Here is a 5,312-nt window from a genome sequence, read left to right as displayed (position 1 = left end):
GCGAGCAGTAACACCCGCAATAAACAGTTCAATCAGTTTGTTTTGCTTGTACTGACTTAAACGACTTCTTCTCATAGGGATTATTCTAACCTGAAATTAGATTTCCCTAGTTATCTAGTACAGCCCCTTGTTTTAAATAAAAATAAACATTTAAACTTAATAAAAATAAAAATCTTAATTTAGAGCTGTTTTTATATTGTCTTTGTTTTTAGTGTTAAATAAATTAACGTCCATTTTTACTAGATGATTCTTGGTTAAGAATTTGATTTTAAATGAAAAATTGAAAACTTTATTATTTTAATAAAGCGCTATTTTAAGTAAGGTTATGGCGGTTTAATTTAACAAAAAGATCAAATTATTCACAAAAAATAACACGATTTTTTATTTGAAATTTACTCCGCAGGCAGATATATTATTTGTGTTTTATCGGATTGAATTTAAAGGAGGCAATATGATAAATCAACAGGTTACATTACACCGAACAACAGCTGAACAGACTTCACCCTTTTCAGCCCATCATCTTATCGTGCTAAAACGGGACGGCTCACGGGCTGCCTTTGATATTCAGCGTATCGTGACGGCAATTAAGAAAGCGACCCAAGCCGTTGATGTGTTTGACGAACCGTTTTGTGCGCGCCTTGCTCAAGAGGTTTGGCAAGAGATTTTTTCTCAACCCATTGAAATGATTGATATTTTACATATCCAACATATTGTGGAAAACAAATTGATGGCGAGCCGATACCCGCAGGTTGCCCGTGCTTATATTGAATATCGCCACGATCGTGATGTGGCACGGGAAAAACGCACTCAATTAACCCAAGAGATTAACGGCTTGATTGATCAGAGTAACCTTGAGCTGCTCAATGAAAATGCGAATAAAGACGCTAAGGTTATTCCGACCCAGCGTGATTTACTCGCCGGCATTGTCGCTAAACACTACGCCAAGCACTATATTTTGCCCCGTGATGTGGTGAATACCCACGAGAGTGGTGAAATTCACTATCACGATTTGGATTACGCCCCGTTCTTCCCAATGTTTAACTGTATGTTGGTTGATTTAAAAGGAATGCTGGAACAAGGCTTTAAAATGGGCAATGCGGAAATCGAACCGCCGAAATCCATCATCACCGCCACGGCGGTAACGGCACAAATTATTGCGCAAGTCGCCAGCCATATTTACGGCGGTACGACCATTAACCGCATTGACGAAGTGTTAGCGCCTTATGTGCAAATCAGCTATGAAAAGCATTTAAAGACTGCTGAACAGTGGGGAATTGCCGATAAAACCGCCTTTGCCGATGCGCAAATTGAAAAAGAGTGCTATGACGCTTTTCAATCTTTGGAGTATGAGGTCAATACGCTACACACGGCGAACGGGCAGACCCCTTTTGTTACCTTTGGGTTTGGTTTAGGCAAAAGTTGGCAGGCAAAATTGATCCAACGTGCGATTCTGAAAAACCGCATTCAAGGTTTGGGGAAAAACCGCAAAACACCGGTATTTCCAAAATTGGTGTTTACGATTAAACGTGGCTTAAACCAGCGTCCGCAAGATCCGAATTATGACATCAAACAATTAGCGTTAGAGTGTGCCTCGAAACGAATGTATCCGGATATTTTAAACTACGATCAAGTGGTTAAAATAACCGGCTCTTTTAAAGCACCAATGGGCTGCCGCAGCTTTTTGGGGGCGTATCGGGACGAGCAGGGGAACGAAATCCACGACGGGCGAAACAATTTGGGAGTGGTGAGTATCAACTTGCCTCGGATTGCGATTGAAGCAGCACAAGACGAAGCCCGCTTTTATCGGATTTTAGACGAGCGTTTGGCGATCGCGAAAAAAGCACTACTGACCCGCATTGCCCGTTTGGAAAATACCAAAGCCCGTGTTGCGCCGATCTTATATATGGAGGGCGCTTGCGGGGTACGTTTGAATGCAAACGACAGCATCGCCGTCCTTTTCAAACAAGGCAGAGCTTCGATTTCATTGGGTTATATCGGCATTCACGAAACTGTCAATGCTCTTTACGGCAACGGACAACATATTTTCGACAGCCCGCTTTTGCGGGAAAAAGGGCTGGCAATCGTCAAATATCTACACCGAGCCACAAAAAAATGGGCGGAAGAAACCGGTTACGCTTTTAGTCTATATTCAACGCCAAGCGAAAATCTGTGCGATCGATTCTGCCGTCTGGATACTAAAGCCTTTGGCATCATCAAGGGGGTTACCGACAAAGGTTATTACACCAACAGCTACCATCTAGACGTGGAGAAGAAAGTCAATCCGTACGATAAATTGGATTTTGAACAACCGTACCCCGAATATGCCAGCGGCGGCTTTATTTGCTACGGCGAATATCCAAATATTCAACATAACCTAAAAGCGTTGGAAGATGTGTGGGATTACAGCTACGACCGAGTACCCTACTACGGCACAAATACGCCGATAGACGAATGCTACGAATGCGGTTTTACCGGCGAATTTGATTGCACCAGCAAAGGCTTTACCTGCCCGAAATGCGGTAATCACGACAGCCAAAAAGTGTCCGTTACCCGCCGTGTCTGTGGCTACTTAGGTAGCCCCGATGCCCGCCCGTTTAACGCTGGAAAGCAAGAAGAAGTAATGCGACGGGTAAAACATCTGTAAGATAAAACTAGCCCCATTTTTGAGGGCTGGGAAAATGAGGCAAATTGATGAATTACCTGCAATATTATCCTGTCGATGTTGTCAATGGCGAAGGCACACGCTGCACCCTGTTTGTAAGCGGTTGCACGCACCGCTGCCGAGGGTGTTATAACCAAAAAAGCTGGTCGTTTAGAGCAGGGCGTGCCTTTGATGAAACAATGGCGCAGCAAATTATTGATGATTTAAACGATACACGGATTAAGCGGCAAGGTTTAACCTTATCCGGCGGCGACCCTTTTCACCCTCACAATATTCCCACATTGTTAAAGTTGGTGAAGCGAGTCAAAACGGAATGCCCAAACAAAGATATTTGGGCGTGGACAGGCTATGTACTGGGTGATTTCACCCCCTTACAACGAGAATTATTAGCCTACGTTGATGTGCTGATTGACGGTAAGTTTGAGCAGGATTTATACGACCCAAGCCTTATCTGGCGCGGCTCGTCAAATCAATGCGTTTACCGATTTGATCAAGGAACAGCGAAGCCGAGCGTAATATCATATTGACAAGCGGTCAGATCTAGCCGAAATCTTGCAAACTCGGCAACCCAATGCTGAAAAATATCAGGAAAACTGGCAACTTTTGCCAATAAACGCTAACATAGTGCCGTTTAAGCTAAGTTGGCTTTTTTATTGAGGATTTTTATGGCAGAACGTAAATATTTTGGGACGGACGGTGTGCGGGGGAAAGTGGGACAATATCCAATCACCCCCGATTTTGCATTAAAGCTGGGCTGGGCAGCCGGTAAAGTCTTGGCGACTCAAGGCTCGAAAAAAGTGTTAATCGGCAAGGATACCCGTATTTCCGGCTATATGTTGGAATCGGCACTGGAAGCAGGGCTGGCGGCAGCCGGTTTATCCGCTGCGTTCACCGGCCCGATGCCGACACCGGCGATCGCCTATTTAACCCGCACTTTCCGTGCCGAAGCGGGGATTGTTATTTCCGCTTCTCACAACCCCTATGACGACAACGGCATTAAATTCTTTTCCGCTCAAGGTGAAAAATTGCCCGATGAGGTGGAAGAAGCGATCGAAGCGATGCTCGATCAACCGATGGATTGCGTAGAGTCCGCAGAATTAGGGCGTGCCAGCCGTATCAATGATGCGGCAGGTCGTTATATTGAATTTTGTAAAAGCACCTTTCCGGCGCATTTAAGTTTGGACGGCTATAAAATCGTGGTGGATTGTGCCAACGGCGCAACCTACCACATTGCCCCAAATGTGATGCGTGAATTAGGGGCGGAAGTGATTGAAATCGGCACGCACCCTGACGGCTTGAATATCAATGAAAAATGCGGTGCAACCGACATTAAAGCCCTGCAAAATGTGGTGGTCGAAGTGGGAGCGGACGTCGGTTTAGCCTATGACGGCGACGGCGACCGCTTAATTATGGTCGATCACTTAGGCAATAAAGTGGACGGCGACCAAATTCTGTTTATCCTCGCCCGTGAAGCACTGCGTGCCGGTAAATTACAAGGCGGTGTAGTCGGCACGTTGATGAGTAATATGAGCCTTGAGATTGCCTTGAAACAGCTTGCGATTCCGTTTGTGCGGGCTAACGTGGGCGACCGCTATGTGTTAGAGCAGCTCAAAGCGAAAGGCTGGAAACTGGGCGGTGAAAATTCCGGTCATATCATCGTGTTAGATAAAAATACCACCGGCGATGGCATTATCGCCTCGCTTGAAGTGTTAGCCGCAATGGCAGCCCATAAACTCAGATTGAATGAGCTTGCTAAAGCCGTGCCGTTATTCCCGCAAGTGTTACTCAATGTACGTTTTGCCGGCGGTGCAAATCCGCTCGACCGCGAAGAAGTGAAAGCCGTTGCCGCAGAAGTAGAACAACGCTTAGCCGGCAAAGGGCGGATTTTATTGCGTAAATCCGGTACTGAACCGCTGATTCGGGTAATGGTGGAGTGTGAAGACGGAGAACTCGCCCAACGCTGCGCCGAAGAGATTGTCGAAGCGGTTAAACGTAACTAATTTCAATAAACAAGGCGGGCATTTTACCCGCCTTAATTTTGCCAAAAAATCAAGAAATCAAACCGCTTGTTAATCATTTTTCTCCCATAATGGTCTAATTTACTTGCCTAAACAACGAAAAAGGAAATCCTATAGGTCAAACACCTTATTCTAGAATACAAAAAACAAGGATATCGCAGACTTGCTAAACGGTCAGCACACCGACATTCAAGCTTGTAAAATGAAAAGCATCAGTCAATAGGCACTTAACGATTAGAAACGCAGAGATTTGCAGGAGTAATAAGGCATTAAAAAGCTCCAGCTAGCAGCACGTCAAGCTTTCCTTTCTTCTGACTTCAAAGCACTCTATATGAGGTTATATAATAAATATCATAACCCCTATCCACTTATTCATTTTTATTAAAATTAAGTAGATTTAATCATTATAAATAGCGTTAATTCCCTCTTATCACAGTTTATTATCATTAAGTTCCGATTTTTGTAAGATAATCTATATGAAAATGATGTAGACTATAAAAAAGTAGGGGCTGTACTAGATAACTAGGGAAATCTAATTTCAGGTTAGAATAATCCCTATGAGAAGAAGTCGTTTAAGTCAGTACAAGCAAAACAAACTGATTGAACTGTTTATTGCGGGTGTTACTGCTCGC

Annotated in this window: 3 protein-coding genes and 2 pseudogenes; 4 read left to right on the top strand and 1 reads right to left on the bottom strand. The window is 44.2% G+C overall.

Annotation, left to right across the window (positions count from 1 at the left end; genetic code table 11):
• Window positions 1-75, bottom strand: a pseudogene (locus E4T80_RS12300) (IS1595 family transposase); the annotation flags it as partial.
• Window positions 76-451: 376 nt separating this feature from the next.
• On the opposite strand from E4T80_RS12300, the gene nrdD reads away from it, so the two are divergent.
• The 4 genes and pseudogenes from nrdD to E4T80_RS12280 form a co-directional block, all read left to right on the top strand.
• Window positions 452-2,644 carry an anaerobic ribonucleoside-triphosphate reductase gene (gene nrdD, locus E4T80_RS12295; protein ID WP_135058684.1) on the top strand — a complete coding sequence of 731 codons (2,193 nt, stop codon included), beginning with the start codon at window positions 452-454 and terminating at the stop codon, window positions 2,642-2,644.
• Between the two features lie 47 nt (window positions 2,645-2,691).
• Window positions 2,692-3,189 carry an anaerobic ribonucleoside-triphosphate reductase-activating protein gene (nrdG, locus tag E4T80_RS12290; protein WP_135058683.1) on the top strand — a complete coding sequence of 166 codons (498 nt, stop codon included), beginning with the start codon at window positions 2,692-2,694 and terminating at the stop codon, window positions 3,187-3,189.
• A 138-nt stretch (window positions 3,190-3,327) separates the two neighbouring features.
• Complete coding sequence (gene glmM / locus E4T80_RS12285; RefSeq protein ID WP_135058682.1) at window positions 3,328-4,662, top strand: phosphoglucosamine mutase; 1,335 nt, start codon at window positions 3,328-3,330, stop codon at window positions 4,660-4,662.
• A gap of 575 nt (window positions 4,663-5,237) precedes the next feature.
• Window positions 5,238-5,312 (top strand): annotated as a pseudogene (locus E4T80_RS12280) (IS1595 family transposase); the annotation flags it as partial.

The organism is Muribacter muris (assembly GCF_004569585.1).
GTDB lineage: Bacteria > Pseudomonadota > Gammaproteobacteria > Enterobacterales > Pasteurellaceae > Muribacter > Muribacter muris.
This window is presented reverse-complemented; position numbering and strand designations above follow the sequence as displayed.

Excerpts from the sequence above, each read along its gene's own strand:
- nrdD (WP_135058684.1), top strand. The coding sequence starts at position 452 with ATGATAAATCAACAGGTTACATTACACCGAACAACAGCTGAACAGACT.
- nrdG (WP_135058683.1), top strand. The coding sequence starts at position 2,692 with ATGAATTACCTGCAATATTATCCTGTCGATGTTGTCAATGGCGAAGGC.
- glmM (WP_135058682.1), top strand. The coding sequence starts at position 3,328 with ATGGCAGAACGTAAATATTTTGGGACGGACGGTGTGCGGGGGAAAGTG.